Annotated in this window: 16 protein-coding genes; 8 read left to right on the top strand and 8 right to left on the bottom strand. The window is 60.7% G+C overall.

The annotated features are described in order from the left end of the window. Nucleotides 1-27: 27 nt before the first annotated feature. The 3 genes from B195_RS22965 to B195_RS04320 all read right to left on the bottom strand — a co-directional run bounded on the left by B195_RS22965 (nucleotide 28) and on the right by B195_RS04320 (nucleotide 2,862). Nucleotides 28-1,011: a hypothetical protein gene (locus B195_RS22965; RefSeq protein WP_177412964.1), complete on the bottom strand. Its 984-nt coding sequence runs from the start codon at nucleotides 1,009-1,011 to the stop codon at nucleotides 28-30. A gap of 325 nt (nucleotides 1,012-1,336) precedes the next feature. Next, nucleotides 1,337-2,104: an SDR family oxidoreductase gene (locus B195_RS04325; protein WP_003443486.1), complete on the bottom strand. Its 768-nt coding sequence runs from the start codon at nucleotides 2,102-2,104 to the stop codon at nucleotides 1,337-1,339. Between the two features lie 20 nt (nucleotides 2,105-2,124). After that, on the bottom strand, nucleotides 2,125-2,862 hold the full coding sequence (locus B195_RS04320) for a sulfite exporter TauE/SafE family protein (protein WP_003443487.1): 738 nt from the start codon (nucleotides 2,860-2,862) through the stop codon (nucleotides 2,125-2,127). A gap of 191 nt (nucleotides 2,863-3,053) precedes the next feature. On the opposite strand from B195_RS04320, the gene B195_RS04315 reads away from it, so the two are divergent. Continuing rightward, nucleotides 3,054-4,364 (top strand): aminotransferase class III-fold pyridoxal phosphate-dependent enzyme, encoded by a 1,311-nt coding sequence (locus tag B195_RS04315; protein WP_003443488.1) that lies wholly within the window; start codon nucleotides 3,054-3,056, stop codon nucleotides 4,362-4,364. Between the two features lie 282 nt (nucleotides 4,365-4,646). Here the strand turns inward: B195_RS04315 and B195_RS04310 are convergent, their stop codons facing one another. Further along, a complete protein-coding gene (locus B195_RS04310) occupies nucleotides 4,647-6,146 on the bottom strand; it encodes a PLP-dependent aminotransferase family protein (protein ID WP_003443513.1) in 1,500 nt (499 codons plus the stop codon). A gap of 183 nt (nucleotides 6,147-6,329) precedes the next feature. Here B195_RS04310 and tauA point away from each other — a divergent pair, with 183 nt between their 5' ends. The 3 genes from tauA to B195_RS04295 all read left to right on the top strand — a co-directional run bounded on the left by tauA (nucleotide 6,330) and on the right by B195_RS04295 (nucleotide 9,111). Further along, on the top strand, nucleotides 6,330-7,334 hold the full coding sequence (gene tauA, locus B195_RS04305) for a taurine ABC transporter substrate-binding protein (protein ID WP_003443514.1): 1,005 nt from the start codon (nucleotides 6,330-6,332) through the stop codon (nucleotides 7,332-7,334). 71 nt (nucleotides 7,335-7,405) lie between these two features. Beyond that, on the top strand, nucleotides 7,406-8,242 hold the full coding sequence (locus B195_RS04300; RefSeq protein WP_003443515.1) for a taurine ABC transporter ATP-binding protein: 837 nt from the start codon (nucleotides 7,406-7,408) through the stop codon (nucleotides 8,240-8,242). Continuing rightward, on the top strand, nucleotides 8,242-9,111 hold the full coding sequence (locus tag B195_RS04295) for an ABC transporter permease subunit (RefSeq protein WP_003443516.1): 870 nt from the start codon (nucleotides 8,242-8,244) through the stop codon (nucleotides 9,109-9,111). Before B195_RS04300 ends, B195_RS04295 begins: the two co-directional genes overlap by 1 nt. 136 nt (nucleotides 9,112-9,247) lie before the next feature. Here the strand turns inward: B195_RS04295 and B195_RS04290 are convergent, their stop codons facing one another. Then, nucleotides 9,248-9,943, bottom strand: coding sequence for a CerR family C-terminal domain-containing protein (locus B195_RS04290; protein WP_003443517.1), 696 nt, complete (start codon nucleotides 9,941-9,943; stop codon nucleotides 9,248-9,250). A gap of 295 nt (nucleotides 9,944-10,238) precedes the next feature. Between B195_RS04290 and B195_RS04285 the strand changes: the two genes are divergently transcribed. The 4 genes from B195_RS04285 (at nucleotide 10,239) to B195_RS04270 (ending at nucleotide 16,209) form a co-directional block, all read left to right on the top strand. Then, nucleotides 10,239-11,750 (top strand): PLP-dependent aminotransferase family protein, encoded by a 1,512-nt coding sequence (locus B195_RS04285; RefSeq protein ID WP_003443518.1) that lies wholly within the window; start codon nucleotides 10,239-10,241, stop codon nucleotides 11,748-11,750. Nucleotides 11,751-12,024: 274 nt separating this feature from the next. After that, nucleotides 12,025-13,320 (top strand): carbohydrate porin, encoded by a 1,296-nt coding sequence (locus tag B195_RS04280; protein WP_003443522.1) that lies wholly within the window; start codon nucleotides 12,025-12,027, stop codon nucleotides 13,318-13,320. A gap of 78 nt (nucleotides 13,321-13,398) precedes the next feature. Then, complete coding sequence (locus B195_RS04275) at nucleotides 13,399-14,859, top strand: amidase (RefSeq protein ID WP_003443524.1); 1,461 nt, start codon at nucleotides 13,399-13,401, stop codon at nucleotides 14,857-14,859. A gap of 36 nt (nucleotides 14,860-14,895) precedes the next feature. Next, entirely contained in the window at nucleotides 14,896-16,209 is a 1,314-nt protein-coding gene (locus B195_RS04270; protein ID WP_232286831.1) for an MFS transporter, read from the top strand. Nucleotides 16,210-16,280: 71 nt separating this feature from the next. Here the strand turns inward: B195_RS04270 and cyoE are convergent, their stop codons facing one another. Genes cyoE through B195_RS04255 form a run of 3 tightly spaced genes read right to left on the bottom strand, consistent with a single transcriptional unit; the run spans nucleotide 16,281 to nucleotide 18,129 of the window. After that, nucleotides 16,281-17,168 (bottom strand): heme o synthase, encoded by an 888-nt coding sequence (cyoE, locus tag B195_RS04265; RefSeq protein WP_003443531.1) that lies wholly within the window; start codon nucleotides 17,166-17,168, stop codon nucleotides 16,281-16,283. 11 nt (nucleotides 17,169-17,179) lie between these two features. Further along, complete coding sequence (gene cyoD / locus B195_RS04260; RefSeq protein WP_003443534.1) at nucleotides 17,180-17,506, bottom strand: cytochrome o ubiquinol oxidase subunit IV; 327 nt, start codon at nucleotides 17,504-17,506, stop codon at nucleotides 17,180-17,182. Further along, a complete protein-coding gene (locus tag B195_RS04255) occupies nucleotides 17,506-18,129 on the bottom strand; it encodes a cytochrome o ubiquinol oxidase subunit III (protein WP_003443536.1) in 624 nt (207 codons plus the stop codon). The genes cyoD and B195_RS04255 overlap by 1 nt, the downstream gene beginning before the upstream one ends. Nucleotide 18,130 lies beyond the last annotated feature (1 nt).

Here is an 18,130-nt window from a genome sequence, read left to right as displayed (position 1 = left end):
TTGAATACACACCCTGGATAGCCGGTCTTAAATGTTCATGAGCTTTGCCGCAATGGCATTCCAGCCTGCGGGTTCATTGATCATGGCCATATAGTCGTGCCCCGAGCAGAACTGCCCTTGCAGGGTGTATTTGGCCATGATTTCTTTAATGATCAGAGTTGCCGGTCCTAACCCGGTGTTGCCGGTACGGGCGTCCAGCGCACTGCTGCGCACCTGGCCGGTTATTGCCGCACCCAGCAGCATTTTTCTCTGCTCGAGTTTTTCGATCATGGCCGCCGGGGATGATGCGTTGAAATTGAATTCCGGCAGACCGGCGTTACTGTTGTTTTGTTCGAGAAATGCGGCCCATTGCAGTTCCATTGCCGCGATCTTGCACAGGGCGGCATATTTATTACTGACCCCTTGTCTGGCCAGTTCAAGTTGCACGCTGATCATGATCATCGGGATCTTTCCAGCCAGCCCGATGCCGGTAAACGAGAGCAGAGTCGAGGTGGTGGACAATGCGGTTTCTGTTCCCCGAAATGCCAGTTTTACCAATTTTACTTCTATGGCCAGTTGCAGCCATTTGATTGCATGGGCGACCTGTTCGTCGCCAACGGCAAATGGTTGGCAGGACGCCAGCAATCTTGAAAGCCGGTGTAGATGCAGGGTGGTCGAGGCGGTTGCAGACGCGTGACGGATGGCCGCGAAGGGAGCCGGAACGGGCGAGATGGCAGGAGCCAATGCAGCCAGTCCAAGACTGGTAGACGTAACGCCCAACCCCTTGAAATTGCGATTGGCAAGCATTCTTGCGGTTTTAGGGGAGGGTCGGGAATTGCCGTCTTTGACAAAGTAAGGGTTGAGCTTCAACCCGCTGACGGCACAGACTTTCATATAGCTTCGTGCAAGGTTTATGGCCGACATTCCCGGATGTACACCGGTCATTCCAGCAAGAATGGCAAATAACATGTCCTCTTTTGATTGTTCTGTTTGCGCTGTTTCACGTACTTGTTCTGCCAGGGATCCGTACATTTTTTTATCTCCACGACCAGGAATAAGACAGGACTTCACAGGCAATTAATCCGTCAATGTCTTTGCTGTTTATTGATAAAAAAACCAACAGCGGCACCTGCTGACTGAAGCAAGTACCTCCTTGACGGGACGGGCTGGTAAGTTTGCAAACACTCTTCCAGAGTGGTTTGCCACCTGTGCCGCTTTTTGAATGAAACCAGCCTGCGGGCACACTATGGCAAGGACTCCTGGCTGTCTTTAGGATATTTCCTAGTTGAACTCCTGATGCCGGACAGGTAGCAAAACGGCTCTTGGGCATAGTGCTGTATGGCCCCCGGGGCCAGCGTCACGTGCCCTGAGCGCGCTCAATTGCAAAGTTGCTCCACGACTGGCTGACGGGCATCAGTTCAAGGCTATTGATGTTGATGTGCGCCGGCTGGTTGAGCAGCCAGAAAATCGTCTCGGCAATATCTGCTGGCTGAATGGCCTGGGCGCCGGTGTATAACGCGTCATACCGGGCCTGGTCGCCGGCAAAGCGCACTTGGGAAAACTCGCTCTCGCACAACCCCGGCTCCAGATTGGTCACCCGCACACCAGTGCCTTGCAGGTCACAACGCAGGCTCAGGGAAAACTGCCGGACAAAGGCTTTGCTCGCGCCATACACATGGCTGCCGGGGTATGGCCAGTTACCCGCGATCGAACCCAGATTAACGACTCCCGCTCCGGCGCCGTGGGCAATCAGACGCGGCAACAGCAAGCGCGTGCTGTACAGCAGGCCCTTGATATTGGTGTCGACCATGGTGTCCCAGTCATCCAGCGAACATTGCTGGGCCGGGGTGGTGCCCAAGGCCAGACCGGCGTTGTTGATCAGACCGCGCAAGGTGCTGAAGGCCGGGGGCAGTTGCTCGATGGCCTGTTGCATGGCGTCGCGATCGCGGACATCGAGCACCAGTGCCAGGACTTCGGTCTGCGCCCCCAGTTCATCCGCCAGCTCCTGTAATCGCTCGGCGCGGCGCCCGGTCAGCACCAGCGCCCAGCCAGCGGCAGCAAAACGCCTGGCGCAGGCTTCGCCAAAACCGGAAGTGGCACCCGTGATAAAAACACTCGATCGCATAAGTTTCCCCCTGGAAAAAATCAGGACCACGCCCGCCCCAACAGGCCTGTGCCTGCCAGTAACAGCAATAGCCATTGAGTAAAACGGGCAGCCTGTTCGGCCTCGATACGCAAAAACAATTGCTGGCCCAGCCACAGCCCGAGCAGTAATGCGGGCAACATCTGCAGCGCTTGCCAGCCTGTATCCGAAGGGATAGCCGAGGCCATCGCCAGCCCCACCAGTGCAGCAATATCCACAGCGAAAAAGAACATGATCAGCGTCGCCCGCAGCACCTGTGCCCGCAGCCCGCAATGGCTGAGCCACGCCACCACCAGTGGGCCGCCAATGCTGAACGCGGCAATCAACGCGCCGCTGCTGCCACCCACCAGCCAGGCCCCCGCCCGCCCCTCGCCCATTGGCAGGCGAACCCGCGCCAGCCCCAGAACCGCCAGCAACCCCACCAGCCCGTAAACCCCCAGCGTCAGCCCGCGGCTGTCGCTGCCGGTCAACAGCAAAATCCCGCAAGGCACACCGCAGGCCGCCGCCAGCAATAGACGCCTGAGCAAGGGGTAATTGGCCCCGCGCCAGGCACTGCGTAACAGCATCAAGCTGGATGCGACCTCCAGGAACAACACCAGTGGCACCGCCTGCTGCAACGATCCAAGCATCGCCAGCCCGACCACCGCGATGGCGGCAAAGCCGAAGCCGGTCAGCCCGCGTACCACCGCTGCCACCAACACACAGAGAGCGCTCAAGGCCCAACTCGTTTCAGGGTTCATGCGCCGCTCCGGGGTGCTCGATGGCGCCACTGTAGTCAGCACGCCCCCACAGGCTTAGAGCCAGCCGGCGCTTTCGATGGTGCCAGAACTGGCTCCATCGAAAAGCCCGTCTGGATCTAAGTCACCGGCTGTTGCGGTGCCTAGTCTGCGAGCAACTGGAACACCCGGACTGCCCCTCAGGAGTGATACGCATGACGATGAATCTGAATCACCAATGGCTGCCTTTTACCGATAACCGCGAGTTCCAGCGGGCCCCGCAATTGTTTGTCCGCGCCGAGGGTGTGCACTACTGGAATAGCGAAGGTCGCGCGTTGCTCGATGGCAGCTCGGGGCTGTTCTGCAGTGCCGCCGGCCATGGCCGCAGCGAGATCGCCGAAGCCGTTTGCAAACAGTTGCTGACCCTGGACTTCACCCCGCACTTTCAGCGCGCTTCGCCGTTGTCCTTTGAACTGGCCGAACGCTTGAGCGAACTGCTGCCTGAAGGCCTGAACAAAGTGTTTTTCACCAACTCCGGCTCCGAGTCGGTGGACAGCGCGATGAAAATCGCCCTGGCGTATCACCGTGCTCGCGGCGAGGCCCAGCGCACGCGATTTGTGTCCCGCGAATGGGCATATCACGGGGTAAATTTCGGTGGCGTGGCGCTGTCCGGGATGATGCGCAACCGTCAGGCATTCGCGGCGGGCGGGCTGCCCCACGTCAGTCATATGCGTCATACCTGGCAAGAAAATCAGCGCTATCAATTGGGCGAGCCGCAGCATGGTGCAGACCTGGCAGACGATCTGGAACGGATCATCGCCATGCATGGCGGCGACAGCATAGCCGCGTGTTTCGTTGAGCCGATTGCCGGTTCCATCGGCGTGTATGTGCCGCCTGCCGGCTACCTCAAGCGCCTGCGCGAGATTTGCGACAAGCACGCAATCCTGCTGGTATTCGATGAAGTCATCACCGGCTTCGGCCGTACCGGGCAAGGGTTTGCGGCGCAGAGTTTCGAGGTCAGGCCCGACCTCATCACCATGGCCAAGGCCTTGACCAACGGCGCGATCCCGATGGGCGCAGTGGCGGTCGACGAGCAGGTCTACGACACCGTGATCAACGCCAGCAAAGGCGCCGGGCCGGAGCTGTTTCACGGTTATACCTACTCAGGGCACCCGGTGGCCTGTGCGGCGGCATTGGCGGCGCTGGATATTTACCGTGATGAGGACTTGTTCAATAAAGGCGCGCAGCTGACGCCTTATTTCCTGGAGTCATTGAGCGCTTTGCGCGGCTTGCCCCAGGTCAGCGATTTGCGTGGTTACGGGTTGCTCAGCGGGATTCAGCTGACCCCTGGCGAAGCCCCAGGGGCCAAGGGCGCGCGGGTCCAGCGTGCGCTGTATGACGCCGGCCTGCACGTCAAAACCACCGGTGATGCAATCATCTTCGCCCCGGCGCTGGTGACCTCGCGGGTGGATCTGGATGCGATGTTCGCGGTGCTCAAAGACACCCTCGGCCGCGAACAGTTGTAACCCTAAATCCTGTAGGAGCGAGCTTGCTCGCGAGCCTTTCAGGCCGGCAACGAAGAGCTCGCGAGGCAAGCTCGCTCCTACAATTAGGGCGCGCTGTATGACGCCGGCCGTAACTCCGCGGGTGGATCTGGATGCGATGTTCGCGGTGCTCAAAGACACGCTGGGCCGCGAGCAGTTGTAACCCCCTCCTGTAGGAGCGAGCTTGCCTCGCGAGCCTTTCAGGCCGGCAACGAAGAGCTCGCGATGCAATCACCTCGTTGCCTCTGCAAAACCGCGCCGCCGTCATCGCGAGGCAAGCTCGCTCTTACTCATCTCCCGCCATGCCGCGCCCAGCGCGGTAATCCCGGGTTCGATCAGCTCTTGGGCAATCGCGCCAAACCCCAGCCGGAAACAATTGCGCGGGCGATGTTCGCTCAGGTAGTGGATATCCCCCGGCTCGATCAATACCCCGCGCCTGGCCGCCAGCCGTTGCAGGACCCAGGCATCGACACCCGGCGGGCAACGAACCCACAACGATGACCCGCCCGCCATGCCGGTGGCATTGAACTCGGGCAGGTGTTCGGCCATCGCCCGGCTGATTACCCGCCATTTACGCGCCAGCCGGTCACGCAAGCGCCGCCCATGGGCATCGTAATGGCCCATGGACAGGAACAGCGCCAGCGCACGCTGGTTATTCGACGGCGGATGCCGGTAGATGTAGCGGCGCAGCGCACGCAGCTCATGGATCAACTCCGCATCGGCCGCAATAAACCCCAAACGTAGCCCCGGCAACAGGCTTTTGGTGAGGCTGCCCAGATAGATCACCCGGCCACTGTCATCAAAACTCTTGAGCGCCGGATGGTTACTGCCCAAAAAATTCTGCTCGCTTTCGTAGTCGTCTTCGATGATCAAAAAGTCCCGCTCCCGGGCGCAGGCCATCAGCTCCAGGCGCCGATACAGCGGCATGGTCACCCCGGTGGGCGATTGATGGCTGGGGGTACAGAACAGCATCTCGCAGCCATCCAGCTGTGCATCGACCACCAATCCCTGACGGTCAATGCACAGCGGTTTCAGTTCACAGCCGCTAAGGCCGAAAATATTGCGTGCATCGACATAGCCCGGCTCTTCCAGCCCCATCACCAACCCCGGGCGGCCAAGCAGTTGTCCCAGCATGTACAGCGAATTCTGGGTGCCGATGGTCACCAGTATTTCTTGCGCCGAGACGCTGATGCCGCGCCTGGGCAGTACCCGCTGGATGATTTGTTCCACCAGCAATGGATCGTCGAGCATCACCTGATCATCGACCCAGCTGCGCATATGCGCGCCGGTGCTGGCGATACGCGAACAGTCACGCCAGCGGGCAGCCGTTTGTTCGTCGGCCTCGACCTGGCCATAAATAAACGGGTAACGGTACTCGCGCCAGTTGCGCGGTTTGACAATGGCCCGCAAACGCGACGAGCTGCTTTGCAGGCGGGCCTCCCAGTCCGGCGCGTGATCGGGGCGCTCGAAAATCTTGCGGGTGGCCGGCTTGAGGCTGAGGTTGAGTTGCTGACGCAGGTACTTCTCGTTAATGAAGTAGCCGCGCCGATCCGAGGGGATCAGGTAACCGTCCTGTACCAACTGTTCGTAGACCAGCACCACGGTGTTGCGCGACACCTTGAGCAGTTCACACAGTTTGCGCGACGACGGCATCGGCTCACTGGGGGGCATGGCGCCGTCCAGAATCGCGCTGACCAGACTCTCACGCAGTTGCTCCTGTAACCCGCGCCCGGTTTCAAAGGGCCGGAAATAACGCTCCAACATGGCTCAAGCTCCTGCCCCGGCGCACCCTTATGACGCACCCGATACGCTACAGCCCTTGCCCCGCAAGGCCTGCAACGACCTCTGGCACCACAGGTTGCAGCAACTGGATCTAAAGCAAGCTTCGGGCCGCCGCCTAAGATCGGGCTGACTCAAACAACGCCTTCCCCTTCCCGGAGCCTCACCATGCTCAAGCCCCTGAATAAATGGATTCGTCGCGCGGTGTTGCTGCCGCTCACCGCCCTGACCCTGGGTCTGGCGGTCAATGCCCAGGCGCAAACCGTCACCATCGGCGTGCAAAGCATGTTTGCGCCATGGAAGGACGCCATCGCCCGGCAAGCTTTCGAAAAGGCCACCGGCTGGGACATCAAGTGGCGCAACTTCGACAGCGGCGGCGACGTGATGCTGGCCATGGCCTCGGGCGATGTGCAGATCGGGGTGGCCGGCAGCAGCCCGATTGCCGCGGCGCTGAGTCGCGGCGTGGACGCGCAACTGTTCTGGATTCTCGACAACATCGCCGACGCCGAGGCGCTGGTGGTGCGCAATGGCAGCGGCATCGTCGCGCCCCAGGATCTGGCGGGCAAAACCCTGGCGGTGCCGTTCGTCTCGACCACCCACTTTCACGCCTTGTTTGCCCTTGAGCAGTTCGGCCTGACCGGCAAGGTCAAGGTCATCAACCTGCAACCCTCGGACATTCCGGCCGCGTGGGAACGTGGGGATATCGATGCGGCGTTTATCTGGGACCCGGCACTGGGCCGCCTCAAACAGAGCGGTCATGTACTGCTGACGTCCGGCCAGTTGACCCACTGGGGCAAGGCCACGTTTGACGGGCTGGTGGTGGACAAAAAATTCGCTGCCGAAAACGGCCCGGGCATGCAGGCCTTTACCCAGGTGTTGCAAGACAGTACCGCCAGTTACGTCAACGCGCCAAAAACCTGGACCGCCGATTCGCCGCAGGTGATCAACGTGGCCAGACAATCCGGGGCCAAACCTGATGAAGTGCCGCAGGTACTGGCGCTGTACCGGTTCCCGCTGGCCAGCGAACAGGCAGGTACCGCGTGGCTGGGCGGCGGGGCCGCCAAGGCCCTGGGAGCCACCGCGGACTTCCTCAAGGCGCAAAAGAAGATCCCGGCGCTGTTGCCCGACTACAGCGTGGCGATCAACCCGGCATTTGTGCAAAACATCAAATAAACCAGTCACCCGATTGTGGGAGCGCGCTTGCCGGCTCCCACATGACTCAGCGAACAAAAGAGGAATCCACCATGAGCCTCAGCCTTAAAATCCATGATGTTTCGGTGCTCTATCCGGGACAGCAAAAGGGTCAGCCGGTGCGTGCCTTGTCCGGGGTCAACCTGGACATCGCCGCCGGAGATTTTGTGGTCGCCCTGGGCGCCTCGGGTTGCGGTAAGACCACGCTGCTGAATTTGATGGCCGGGTTTATTCAACCCAGCAGCGGCGTGATTACTTTGGGCGATTATCACGGCCTGGTGCCGGCACGGATCCATGGCGCCGAGTTGCGCGATCAAGTCACCGGCCCCGGTGCCGAGCGCGGCGTGGTGTTCCAGAAGCACGCGCTGTTGCCGTGGCTGAATGTGATCGACAACGTCGCCTTCGGCCTCAAGTTGCGCGGTATTGCCCGCGCCGAGCGCTATGAGCGGGCCATGCATTTTTTGCAATTGACCGGGCTCGCGGAGTTTCGCGACCACGCCACGTATCAACTGTCGGGCGGCATGCAGCAAAGGGTCGGGATCGCCCGGGCCCTGACCAACGATCCGAAAATGCTGTTGCTGGACGAGCCCCTGGGGGCGCTGGATGCCCTGACCCGGGAACGCTTGCAGGAGCTGATTCTGGAGATCTGGCAGCGCACGCAAAAGATGATGTTTTTCATCACCCACGATGTGGAAGAAGCGCTGTTCATGGCCACCCGCCTGATCATCATGTCACCGCGTCCGGGGCGTATCACCCATGAATTCGCGGTGGATTTCGGCCAGCGTTTTCTCGAATGCCGGGATGCCCGCGCGGTGAAATCCAGCCCTGACTTTATTGCCCTGCGCGAGCAGATCCTGAGCATCATCCACGGTGATGAGGAGGCGGCGTAATGAGCCTGCTAGATGAAAAACAACGCAATGCCGTACTGCGCACCCTGAACGAACTGCGCCGCGCAGCTCCCGCCAGACCGGGCGAGCAATACGGTGCCCCGGGTAACGGCTCAAGTCTGCTGCTCAGCTTCGGCACCGTCTGCGTGATAGTCGCCCTGTGGTTCTTGGCCACCCGTAACGGCTGGATCAAACCGTTGTTTCTGCCCTCACCGCAAGCGGTATGGGCGCAAATCGTGGATGTCAGTCGCGACGGTTTTGCCGATGCCAGCCTGCTGACCCACATAGGCTGGAGTGCCTTGCGGGTATTTGGCGCCTTTGCACTGGCCGCGTTGACGGCGATTCCGGTGGGTATTTTGATGGGCGTCAATCGGGTCGCCCGCGGGGTGTTCGACCCGCTGGTGGAGTTTTATCGACCCTTGCCGCCGCTGGCCTACCTGCCGCTGGTGGTGATCTGGATGGGCATCGGCGAAGGCTCGAAAGTGCTGTTGATCTACCTCGCAATGTTCGCCCCGTTGGCGCTGAGTGCCCGGGCCGGCGTCAAGTCGGTGGCCATCGAGCAAATCCATGCGGCGTACTCGATGGGCGCCAGCCGGGGGCAGGTGCTCAAGTACGTGATCCTGCCCGCCGCGTTGCCCGAAATACTCACCGGAATGCGCATCGCCATAGGTTTTGGCTGGACCACCCTGGTGGCGGCGGAAATGGTCGCAGCCACCGCAGGGCTGGGGTTCATGGTACTCACAGCGTCCAAGTTCATGGCCACCGACGTGGTGATCATGGGCATCCTGATGATCGGCGTACTGGCGCTGCTGTTCGACCTGGGGATGCGCTGGCTAGAGCGCAGACTGGTGCCGTGGAAAGGCCGGGGGTAAATGCAACATCATTCCTGTAACCCTGCTCAAGCGAGCGTCTCAAGAAGACTGCATTCTTTTGCCAATCAATATCGGTTCGATAAAAGCTCGCTCCTGCAGAGGACGGCGCGGGCATGCCCGTTTGTTTGCAGCGGTTTTATCGCGCCAGGCCGCGCAACAGGGCCACGGTCTGCTCGTGCACTATCTTCATCAACAGGGCGTAGCGCTTCGGCGTCAGCACATCCCAGTCCAGCGCCCTGAGCGAGCTGGCACGGGTCAGGTGGAATGGCAGCAACTGCCCGGTCAGGGTCATGGAGCGCAGGATGCACTCCTCCTGACTCGCCTGCGGCCCCATCAACCGCGAGATGATGCCACTGGTCACACCGATAATGCGCTGGCCAATGCGCTGGTTGATCACCTCTTCACCTGCATTCGGCCCCAACCCGGACTGCTCGCGCGCATAAAACTTGCGCCAGCTGCTGGTGCGGTTGGAAACCAGCATGAACTCGGCAATTCTGCTCTGGATCGAGCAGAAGGTTTCAATCAGCTGCTCAGTGTCGGGCCGGCCACCCAGTTGCGCCTGCGCCTCTTCGATGGTCGGCGCCAGGAAGTCCCAGATGTGCTCGACCATATGTTCGATGCAGGCGTTATAGACCCCTTCCTTGCTTTTGAAATAGTAATTGAGCGCAGGCGCATTGGCCCCTGCCAACTCGGCAATTTCCCGTGTCGATGCACCCTCGTAACCCTGCTCGCCGAACAGCTTCAACGCTGCTTCGATAATCCGCGCACTGGTTTCATCCCCACAGGGGTAACCGCCTTCGCTGGCTGATCGGCGCCGGTGAATGGTGCTCATGGGTTTCTCCTTGATCGATGAGAAGACGAGTGTGCCTCAATTTATATCGATAGAAATAACTTTACCGATCGCAGTAATTATTCAACGGCTAACAATTCAGGCCACCATGACCGTACATCAGCCGGCTGACCGACCAACTCAACGGCATCACTCGCGCAAGCCGCTGAAAACCGTACCCGGTACCGCGCGGAGCTGGACCGGGTGCACAGTGACGGGCAACTGATCAAAGACTCCATAGCGCTGCAAAAGAGTCTTGGGTTAGGGTGGCGTTCCGCCGAATGATCCAGGGTTACCCATGCGCTCCAGCCAGCATGATTTGATGTGGCGCCAGTTGCTGCCCAAAGTGCGCAAGCATGATGAACCGCTGCAGGTTCAACTGTGCACCGCCTTTGTCACAGCCATGCTGGAGGGACGTTTGCCCGCCGGTACACGCCTGCCGTCGAGTCGGGATCTGGCGCTGCTGACCGGGGTTTCGCGCAACACCGCGGTGCTGGTGTATGAGCGACTGGTGGCCGAGGGGTATGTGGATTCACGCCCCCGCGACGGGTTCTTTGTTTGCGGGGCCATTACCCCGACGCAACAGGCCCGGGCCTCGCCCGCCCCGATAGCGCAGCCGCCGGACTGGTCTGCCCGCATGCACCGCGCCGGGCCTGAAATAGTGTGGGCAGATCGCCCGCCGATCTGGCGCGAAGTGCGCTACCCCTTCATCTACGGCCAGTTCGATCCCAAGCAGTTTCCGCTCTCGCAGTGGCGCCAGTGCAGCCGTCAGGCCCTGGAGGTCAAAGCGGTGGATCGCTGGTGGCAAGAAGGCGAGAACGTTGGTGAAAGCCAGTTGATCGACCAGTTGATTCGTCGCGTGTTGCCCCGCCGCGGAATCGCTGCGACCCACGATCAAGTTCTGCTGACCCTGGGCCGTCAGCAGAGCTTTTACTTGCTGGCGCGATTATTTGCCCGACCGGGCAGCGTCATCGGGGTTGAAGAACCCGGCTATCGCGATCCGCGCAATGCCTTTGCCCACGATGGCGCCCAGGTGCTGCCCTTGCCCGTCGACGAGCAGGGGCTGCAAATTTCCCCGGCCCTGGCACAGTGCGACTACCTGTACTGCACGCCGGCCTACCAGTGCCCCACCGGGGTGACCATGAGCCAGGCCCGGCGGCTGGCCCTGCTCGAACATGCGCAACGGCATGACCAGGTGCTGTTCGAGGACGATGACGACCCCGAAACCGAATATGACGGCCACGCCTTGCCGGCCCTCAAGGCCATCGACCCGGCGCAGCGGGTGATCTATCTCAGCAGTTTGTCCAAACTGCTGTCACCGGGGCTGGGCATCGGCTACATCGTGGCACCCGCCCCCGTCATCGAGCAGTTGCGTCAGTTGCAACGCCTGATGATTCGGCAAATCCCCGGCAACAATCAGATCACCGCAGCGCTGTTTATTCAGCAAGGCCACTACGACCGTCTGTTGCAGCAGGCCAGGGAGAACCTGCAGCTGCGCGCCCTCGCGGTAACCCGGGCACTGCGTGAAGCATTGCCCGACGCCGAGTTCGCCATGCCCAGTGGCGGCGCTACCCTGTGGCTGAAACTGGCGGGCCGGCATGACCTGCTGAGCCTGTACTACGCAGGCGTGGCCAAAGGCGTGCTGTTTGATCCGGGCAATGCGTTCTGCCTTGATCCCGACACCCTGACCCGGCCGAGCATTCGCCTGGGATTTGGCTCCATTGCCCAGGAGTTGATTGCGCCCGGGATCCAGCTATTGGGCCAGGTCATCAACAGCCACGCCCGGCGCCCCGGGGTTGTGCGCTCCTGAGGGACTTGCACCACAACAACACTTTCCCCAGCGCTGATCGCTGACGAGGCACAAGGCTGCGATGGGTTACGCAGCGACCCTGAAATTTTGCCGGGCCTGCGGCCCTTATCGCAGGCTCGTGCCTGGTCAGCGACTACAGATTTTGCCTTGGCTGCTGGCCTCATCGATACTCACCGTTGGCCCCATCCGCTGGTTGTGAAAATGCAGTACTAATGCTGACCACCACACACCTGGCGTCGTCCTGAAAACATTTTAAGGATGGGAACCTCACACTATGTGCTCCAAGTCTTCGTTAGCCGTCTGCGTTGCCGCGACAGCCTTTGCTCATCACGCGCTGGCCGCTGACACTCCAGCAGCGCCAGCGTGCGCGCAATACGAAAAAACCCTGACCCGCGCCGAACTGTCATTCAAGAACGTGCCGGTTTGTGCACGCATCAACCCCGAACTGTGGGGGCTGCGCAAGGAACTGGCCGAGCACGGCATCGGCTTCACCGCCACCTCGTACAACGGCTACACCTATGACGTGCTGGGCCACAATGGAAAACCCCAGGTGTACAACGGCCAGAACCCCAGCTACAACACCTCGGTCAATCTGTACCTGACCTACGACCTGACCCGCATCGGTTTTGCCAACGATGCCCAGCTGACGCTGTCGGGCAACTGGGTGGACTCGACTTACACCCCGGCCAACCCGCGGGTCAAAACCATGTCGGTGTTTGCCATCAACCAGTCCTTTTTCGACCACCAGCTGGAGCTGGAATACGGCTTTATCCCCGGTGTGCGGTTGTTCTACGGCATGGCCCTGGGTGGCAGTGCGTCCACCGCCGCTCTGGGGCCCAGCAGTGTGGTGCCGTTCCAGGTCGGGATGTCCGCCACCGAGCCGACGCCCACCTTCAACGTCATCGTCCGCGACCCGTCGCTGCACTTTTACAACAGCACCGCCGTGACCCGCAGCGTCAGCCCCGAAGGCATTCAAAAAGACATCGATCTCAACCCCAGCGGCTTTCGCCTGAGCGTGCAGGATGCCCGCGCCCTGTTCATCAACGAGGCCGGCTACAAACAGGCCGCCTCCCCGACCACCAACGGCATGTGGCTGCGGGCCGGAGCGATGTACAACAGCAGTGAGTACACCGAGTTTTTGAGCACCAGGAAGTCGGACAACAACTACGGGGGGTATCTGGCCGAAACGGTGCAGGTCAGCAAGCCCTACGGCGATGCACGGGGCTGGTACCTGGACAGCAAAATCGATTACTCCCCCGACTCGGTCAACGCCATCAACAAGGCATTCCAGATCAGCGCCTTCAACATCGGCCCGTTCGCCAGCCGCCCCGCCGACATGGCCGCCGTGGGCCTGACCAAAAGTTACTACAGCGACGATTTACGCAAAGCCACCCGGGCCTACGGCCAGGAAAGCGCACCCTATACCCTGGCCGTGACCGCCTCCTATGCCGCCCGGCTGATCCCCGGGGTGTACTTGATCAGCGGCCTGACCTACACCAAAAACCCGGTATTTACCCCGATTCATTCCGATGCCCTGTTGTGGCAGGAATCGCTGAACTTCCTGTTTTAAGACCCGGACCGCAGCCCATAGCAGCCTGATTTCGCCCCGTCACCTGCAGGGCGAAATCCTTTCGCGAGGCCAGAAAACATGAGCACTGAAGTGAATCAATTATCCGCCGCTGACTACTTGTCGCTGGACGCCACGGCCATGGCCGAAGCGGTCCGCTGCGGCGAACTCTCGGGCCAGGCACTGCTCCATGGGGCGCAAGCCCGCTGCGATGCAGTCAACCCGCAGATCAACGCCGTGAACATGCGCCATGACGACCATGCTGCGACGATCCTGCAGGCACGCCGTGCCACCGGTACAGAACGCTCGGGGCTTCTGGCCGGGGTGCCGATGCTGCTCAAGGATCTGAACACCCACCTGCGGGGCACCGTGACCAGCAATGGCTCGCGGCTACTGGCAGACGCGCCGCCTGCCACCTTTGACAGCACCATCGTCCAGCGCTATCAGGACGCAGGCATGCTGATTTTCGGCAAAACCGCCAGCCCCGAATTTGGCCTGAGCACCACCACCGAGTCGTCGCTGTGGGGCCAGACCCGTAACCCGTGGAACCTGGCCCACAGTGCCGGTGGCTCGTCGGGAGGGGCGGCAGCGGCCGTGGCGGCAGGCATAGTGCCGGTGGCCCACGCCACCGACGGCGGCGGTTCGATCCGCATCCCGGCGTCCTATTGCGGGGTGTTTGGCCTCAAGCCCACCCGCTACCGCAACCCCCAGGGGCCACAGGCCTTTGAAGGCTGGTTCGGTGCCAGTTGCGGGCATGTGGTGTCACGCAGCGTGCGCGATTCGGCGCTGTTGCTGGATGCCAGCCACGGTCACGAATATGGCAGCCCGTACTGGCTGGCACCGCAGACCGGGAGTTTCAGCGAAGCCGTGGGGCGAGCCCCCGGTTCGTTGCGCATTGGCGTGGTTGATCAGGCCATGACCGGCATTGAACTGGCCCCCGATATCCGCTCGATTCTGCACAGTACTGTTGAATTGCTGTTGAGCCTCGGACACCGGGTTACGCCTTTGACGCTGCCGATTGATCCACAACAGCTATACAGCGCCCACGGGACTGTCGGTGCGGCAACCCTGCTGGCCGCCGTACGTGATCGCGAAGCGGTGCTGGGCCGCAGCTTTCACCCCCATGAGCTGGAGCGTATCAGTCGTCATTTACTGACGGACGCCACCGCCCTCAGCGCTGAAAGCCTGTACCGTGCGCGACGCGCCTTTGAACTGATCGGCAGTGGCATGGAGCATGTATTCAACGACTACGATCTGTTGCTCAGCCCGGTCACCAGCAGTGTCACCCCCGAGCTGGGGCTCGCCAGCCTGGACCAGGACTATGGGGATTATATTCAGGGTGTCGTCGCCAGCATCGGCTACACCGTGCTGGCCAATGTCAGTGGCCAGCCTTCGATGTCGGTGCCGCTGGGCACCAGCCCTGAGGGCTTGCCCGTGGGCATGATGTTTACCGCTGGCCTGTGCCGCGAAGACCTGTTGCTGCAACTGGCCGGGCAACTCGAACTGGCCAGCCCCTGGGCCGCTCGGCGCCCGCAGCTGTAACACCCTCAACCATCAACACTGCCGCACAGGATTGAAATGATGAACACCCAGGTCAGCGGATTTCGCCGTCATTACACCTTGTTTGTGCTGTTCCTGATTTCGGCTGTCAGCCTGATTGATCGCCAGGTCATGGGCGTGGTGATTGAACCGGTCAAGGCCGAGTTTCAGGTTTCCGACACCCAGATCGGTCTGCTCACCGGCCTGGCTTTTGCGTTGATCTACTGTGTGTTTGCGATCCCCCTGGGACGCTACGCCGACCGTGGCAACCGACGCAATCTGATTGGCTGGTGCTGTGCTTTCTGGAGCGTCATGGCCATGCTCTGCGGGTTTTCCGGGAACTTCCTGAGCCTGGCACTGGCCCGCATCGGTGTCGCTGTAGGCGAGTCCGGCAGCGGTGCCGCGTCGATGTCGATGATCGTGGATCTGTATCCACCGCAGCAGCGATCCAAGGCCATCAGCGTGTTCATGCTCGGTGCTCCCATCGGCGCCCTGCTGGGCATGAGCCTGGGAGCCTGGATTGCGTATTACCACGGCTGGCGCGAAGCGTTTATCTGGATGGCCGTTCCGGGGATCATTGCCGCCGTGCTGCTGCGCTTTACGGCGACCGAGCCGTTGCGCGGACTCTGGGAAAAAGCCAGCCAGTCACGCCCCGACTTACCCCATGAAAGCCTGATGCAGGTGATGCGAGCCGCCTGGCAGTGCACAACCTTTGTCCGGATTGCCATGGCCGGAGCCCTGCTGGCCTTTGCCAGTTACGCCTTCAGCATCTGGAGCACTGCCTTTCTGGTGCGCAGCCACGGCCTGAGCCTCAAGGACGCCGGGATCATCATGGGCCTCGCTGCCGGGCCGGGGGCCATTATCGGTTCACTTTCCAGCGGTTGGCTGAGCGCAGGCCTGGCCCGGCATGACAGCCGCTGGCAACTGGGTGTGCCCATTGTCGGGGCGTTGATCGCCTGCCCTATGGCCATTGCGTTTGCCCTTTACCCGGCGGGCAATCCCTGGTCGCTGGGGGCGCTGCAAGTACCGCAAGCCGCTGTCTTCATGTTCGGCATGTCAGTGTTCGGCATGTGGTGGATGGCACCGAGCTACACCGCCATCGCCCAGCTGGTCGCCCCTGAGCGCCGGGCGACCATGATTGCCCTGTATAACTTCGGGATCATGGCCCTGGGTGCGGGTTTCGGGCCCTTGGCGGTGGGGGTACTGAGCGACCATCTGACGCCCGCCCTGGGGGTGGATGCGCTGCGCTGGTCGCTGGTGATCTGTGCCAGCAGCTACCTGCTGGCCAGCGGGTTGCTGCTGAGCGTGCTGCGGCCTTATGCCGATAATGCGGCAACCCGGTTAAACCCCTGAGCCACAGGAATCGGCGGCAAAAAAAAGCCCCGCTCTTCTTTCGAAGGCGGGGCTTTTTTGATCTGGCTAACTCAGTGCGCGTAAGTCAGTAACAACTCAGCAGGCACTTTGAAGTCCAGGGACATCATGACGCTCAGGGCGGTAATGGTGAAGATCGAGAACACGAACAGCTTGCGTGCCCAGACCTTGTCGTCGACCGCCTTGTAACCGGTCCACGCCATGTACAGCCAGTACATGCCCATCGCAGCTGCCACGGCCATGTAGCTCATGCCGGCGTAACCGCCAAGGGTGAGCATCAGGGTCGCGATCAGGAACGCGAGGATGTAGAGCAGGATGTGCTTCTTGGCAACCTTGATCCCGCGCTTCACTGGCAACACCGGAATCGATGCGGCCAGGTAATCGTTGAAGCGGAAGATCGCGATGGCGTAGGAATGCGGCATCTGCCACAGGCTGAACATCACCAACAAGGTCAGCGCGGCCATGTCGAAGTTATTGCTGACTGCGACGTAGCCGATAACCGGCGGCATTGCACCCGACAGACTGCCTATGAGCGTGCCGTGAACCGACTTGCGCTTGAAGTACAGGCTGTACAGACCGACGTAGATCACGAAGCCGATCGCGGCGAACAATGCCGCCAGCGGGTTGGCCACGCGATACAGCAGTACCAGGCCGGCAACCCCCAGCAAGGTGGCGTAGATCAATGCCACCTTGAGGGAGATCAAACCTTGTACCAGTACCCGGTTCTTGGTGCGGTCCATCTTGATGTCGATGTCGCGGTCGATGCAGTTGTTGAACACGCAACCGGACGCAACCACCAGGGAGGTGCCGATTACCGCGGCCAGGAAGAGGGCAAGATCGAAATGCCCCTTCGAGGCCAGGAAAAACCCGCCTGCCACAGAAAGCACGTTACCGAAAATGATCCCCGGTTTGGTGATTTGGATAAAGTGCTTGAAGGACATCGGGTTTTACCTCACTTCGCCATCATTTCGGTGTGGATACTGAACATGATCCACAGGGACAAGCCCACCAGCAGAACGATAACCATCGCGGCAAATACCAGCGCCGTGACGTTGTTGCGTTGTGCCGCCGAGCGGTCCAGGTGCAGGAAGTACACCAGGTGAACAACTACTTGCACCACGGCGAACAACAGCACGATCGCCAGGGTGGTCATTTTCGGCAGGCTTGGGTACATCACCAGGCCGAACGGAATGACAGTCAGGATTACAGACAGGATGAAGCCAATTGCGTAGGACTTCACGCTGCCGTGGTTGGCGCCGTCGGAATGTGCGTTAGCCATTACAAAGTCCCCATCAGGTAAACAACGGTGAATACGCAGATCCAGACCACGTCCAGGAAGTGCCAGAACAGGCTCAGGCAGCTCAGACGGGTCTTGTTGGTCGACGTCAGGCCATTCTTCTGCACCTGATACATCATGATCGCCATCCAGATCAGACCGCTGGTCACGTGCAGACCGTGGGTACCGACCAGGGTGAAGAACCCGGACAGGAAGCCTGAACGGCTAGGGCCGTAGCCTTCGGAGATCAACAGATGGAATTCGTTGATTTCCATGGCGATAAAGCCGGCGCCCAGCAGGAACGTCATGGCTAGCCAGAACAATACCTGCTGTTTCTTGCCCTTGAACAACGCCAGCATGGCGAAGCCGTAGGTGATCGAGCTGAACAGCAACAGGGCGGTTTCACCCAGTACGTAAGGCAGCTCGAAGATGTCGTGGCCCGACGGGCCACCCGCTACGTTGTTAACCAGAACTGCATATACCGCGAAGATCGACGCGAACAAAATGCAGTCGGTCATCAGGTAGAGCCAGAAACCGAATACGGTGGTCTCGCCCGCGTCGTGGTGTTCCTCGTGCTCATGGTCGTGACCATGAGCGTGTCCAGCAGTGGTCGCTAAGTTCGACATG

The sequence above is a fragment of the Pseudomonas sp. Lz4W genome (assembly GCF_000346225.2).
GTDB lineage: Bacteria > Pseudomonadota > Gammaproteobacteria > Pseudomonadales > Pseudomonadaceae > Aquipseudomonas > Aquipseudomonas paraversuta.
This window is presented reverse-complemented; position numbering and strand designations above follow the sequence as displayed.

What these genes read in the sequence shown, in the direction of transcription:
- B195_RS22965 (WP_177412964.1), bottom strand. Translation starts at nt 1,011, where the DNA reads ATGTACGGATCCCTGGCAGAACAAGTACGTGAAACAGCGCAAACAGAA.
- B195_RS04325 (WP_003443486.1), bottom strand. Translation starts at nt 2,104, where the DNA reads ATGCGATCGAGTGTTTTTATCACGGGTGCCACTTCCGGTTTTGGCGAA.
- B195_RS04320 (WP_003443487.1), bottom strand. Translation starts at nt 2,862, where the DNA reads ATGAACCCTGAAACGAGTTGGGCCTTGAGCGCTCTCTGTGTGTTGGTG.
- B195_RS04315 (WP_003443488.1), top strand. Translation starts at nt 3,054, where the DNA reads ATGACGATGAATCTGAATCACCAATGGCTGCCTTTTACCGATAACCGC.
- B195_RS04310 (WP_003443513.1), bottom strand. Translation starts at nt 6,146, where the DNA reads ATGTTGGAGCGTTATTTCCGGCCCTTTGAAACCGGGCGCGGGTTACAG.
- tauA (WP_003443514.1), top strand. Translation starts at nt 6,330, where the DNA reads ATGCTCAAGCCCCTGAATAAATGGATTCGTCGCGCGGTGTTGCTGCCG.
- B195_RS04300 (WP_003443515.1), top strand. Translation starts at nt 7,406, where the DNA reads ATGAGCCTCAGCCTTAAAATCCATGATGTTTCGGTGCTCTATCCGGGA.
- B195_RS04295 (WP_003443516.1), top strand. Translation starts at nt 8,242, where the DNA reads ATGAGCCTGCTAGATGAAAAACAACGCAATGCCGTACTGCGCACCCTG.
- B195_RS04290 (WP_003443517.1), bottom strand. Translation starts at nt 9,943, where the DNA reads ATGAGCACCATTCACCGGCGCCGATCAGCCAGCGAAGGCGGTTACCCC.
- B195_RS04285 (WP_003443518.1), top strand. Translation starts at nt 10,239, where the DNA reads ATGCGCTCCAGCCAGCATGATTTGATGTGGCGCCAGTTGCTGCCCAAA.
- B195_RS04280 (WP_003443522.1), top strand. Translation starts at nt 12,025, where the DNA reads ATGTGCTCCAAGTCTTCGTTAGCCGTCTGCGTTGCCGCGACAGCCTTT.
- B195_RS04275 (WP_003443524.1), top strand. Translation starts at nt 13,399, where the DNA reads ATGAGCACTGAAGTGAATCAATTATCCGCCGCTGACTACTTGTCGCTG.
- B195_RS04270 (WP_232286831.1), top strand. Translation starts at nt 14,896, where the DNA reads ATGATGAACACCCAGGTCAGCGGATTTCGCCGTCATTACACCTTGTTT.
- cyoE (WP_003443531.1), bottom strand. Translation starts at nt 17,168, where the DNA reads ATGTCCTTCAAGCACTTTATCCAAATCACCAAACCGGGGATCATTTTC.
- cyoD (WP_003443534.1), bottom strand. Translation starts at nt 17,506, where the DNA reads ATGGCTAACGCACATTCCGACGGCGCCAACCACGGCAGCGTGAAGTCC.
- B195_RS04255 (WP_003443536.1), bottom strand. Translation starts at nt 18,129, where the DNA reads ATGTCGAACTTAGCGACCACTGCTGGACACGCTCATGGTCACGACCAT.